This window comes from Chimaeribacter arupi (assembly GCF_002858805.1).
Lineage (GTDB): Bacteria > Pseudomonadota > Gammaproteobacteria > Enterobacterales > Enterobacteriaceae > Chimaeribacter > Chimaeribacter arupi.
The window spans coordinates 1-1,922 of the sequence record NZ_PJZI01000077.1 but is presented as its reverse complement, the minus strand read 5'-3'; the positions used below and the strand labels follow the sequence as shown (position 1 = coordinate 1,922).

Genomic DNA, 1,922 nt, shown 5'->3' with positions numbered 1-1,922 from the left:
ATCAGACAATCTGTTGTGGGCACTGCACGGTCAAATATCTTGAGGTAAGGAGGTGATCCAACCGCAGGTTCCCCTACGGTTACCTTGTTACGACTTCACCCCAGTCATGAATCACAAAGTGGTAAGCGCCCTCCCGAAGGTTAAGCTACCTACTTCTTTTGCAACCCACTCCCATGGTGTGACGGGCGGTGTGTACAAGGCCCGGGAACGTATTCACCGTAGCATTCTGATCTACGATTACTAGCGATTCCGACTTCATGGAGTCGAGTTGCAGACTCCAATCCGGACTACGACATACTTTATGAGGTCCGCTTGCTCTCGCGAGTTCGCTTCTCTTTGTATATGCCATTGTAGCACGTGTGTAGCCCTACTCGTAAGGGCCATGATGACTTGACGTCATCCCCACCTTCCTCCGGTTTATCACCGGCAGTCTCCTTTGAGTTCCCGACCGAATCGCTGGCAACAAAGGATAAGGGTTGCGCTCGTTGCGGGACTTAACCCAACATTTCACAACACGAGCTGACGACAGCCATGCAGCACCTGTCTCAGAGTTCCCGAAGGCACCAAAGCATCTCTGCTAAGTTCTCTGGATGTCAAGAGTAGGTAAGGTTCTTCGCGTTGCATCGAATTAAACCACATGCTCCACCGCTTGTGCGGGCCCCCGTCAATTCATTTGAGTTTTAACCTTGCGGCCGTACTCCCCAGGCGGTCGATTTAACGCGTTAGCTCCGGAAGCCACGCCTCAAGGGCACAACCTCCAAATCGACATCGTTTACAGCGTGGACTACCAGGGTATCTAATCCTGTTTGCTCCCCACGCTTTCGCACCTGAGCGTCAGTCTTTGTCCAGGGGGCCGCCTTCGCCACCGGTATTCCTCCAGATCTCTACGCATTTCACCGCTACACCTGGAATTCTACCCCCCTCTACAAGACTCTAGCTTGCCAGTTTCAAATGCAGTTCCCAAGTTAAGCTCGGGGATTTCACATCTGACTTAACAAACCGCCTGCGTGCGCTTTACGCCCAGTAATTCCGATTAACGCTTGCACCCTCCGTATTACCGCGGCTGCTGGCACGGAGTTAGCCGGTGCTTCTTCTGCGAGTAACGTCAATCGGCAAGGTTATTAACCTTACCGCCTTCCTCCTCGCTGAAAGTACTTTACAACCCGAAGGCCTTCTTCATACACGCGGCATGGCTGCATCAGGGTTTCCCCCATTGTGCAATATTCCCCACTGCTGCCTCCCGTAGGAGTCTGGACCGTGTCTCAGTTCCAGTGTGGCTGGTCATCCTCTCAGACCAGCTAGGGATCGTCGCCTAGGTGAGCCATTACCCCACCTACTAGCTAATCCCATCTGGGTTCATCTGATGGCGCGAGGCCCGAAGGTCCCCCGCTTTGGTCTTGCGACGTTATGCGGTATTAGCTACCGTTTCCAGTAGTTATCCCCCTCCATCAGGCAGATCCCCAGACATTACTCACCCGTCCGCCGCTCGCCGGCAAAGTAGCAAGCTACTTTCCGCTGCCGCTCGACTTGCATGTGTTAGGCCTGCCGCCAGCGTTCAATCTGAGCCATGATCAAACTCTTCAATTAAAAGCTTGATTTGCTAAGTTAATAGCGATGCTCAAAGGTTACTGTCTAAATTACTTTAGTTAGTCACTCTTCAAGACTTAATATTTTGTGCATCCGAAGATGCTTGATATCGTCTTGTGAGTGCCCACACAGATTGTCTGATAAATTGTTAAAGAGCAGTGGTTACCGTTATCTTTCTCGGTAACGCGGGAGGTGCATATTACGCTTTCCCGCTGAAGAGTCAAGCTTTATTCTCAAAGAATTTGGCGTTTCCGCCGGCTTATCTCTTCCTGACCCGGCGACGTGTTGGTCGTTGTTCCCGGTCAGTGGAGGCGCATTATAGGGAGTTCCTGACA

At 51.8% G+C, this 1,922-nt stretch carries 1 rRNA gene; it reads right to left on the bottom strand.

The features are described 5' to 3' along the window. Positions 1 to 45: 45 nt before the first annotated feature. Positions 46 to 1,587: ribosomal RNA gene (locus CYR52_RS22100) — 16S ribosomal RNA — on the bottom strand. Positions 1,588 to 1,922 lie beyond the last annotated feature (335 nt).